Source organism: Acinetobacter sp. ANC_7513 (assembly GCF_056779915.1).
The window spans coordinates 1-297 of the sequence record NZ_JBWYIW010000034.1; the positions used below are offsets into that span (position 1 = coordinate 1).

Consider the following 297-nt stretch of genomic DNA (forward strand, 5'->3'; position numbering starts at 1 on the left):
CAGCACCTAACGCTTTTTTGATGGTGAGAACATGCTCAACATCTGCTTCTACAGCACGAGAACCAATTTTTAATTTAAAGAAGTTATGACGCTTAGCTTCGATCATCTTTTTCGCTTCAGCGATATCTTTATCTGTATCACCAGAAGCCAACACCCAAAGTACAGGGACGCTGTCACGCAGACGGCCACCTAACACTTCAGACAGAGGCAAGCCTAAACGTTGAGCTTGAATATCGAGTAAAGCAGTTTGAATGGCACATTTTGCAAAACGGTTGCCATTAATATTCTTCTTCAACA

1 pseudogene is annotated in these 297 nt (G+C 42.1%); it reads right to left on the reverse strand.

Annotated features, from left to right (window positions below):
* Positions 1-297 (reverse strand): annotated as a pseudogene (locus AC1M9B_RS14420) (muconate/chloromuconate family cycloisomerase); the annotation flags it as partial.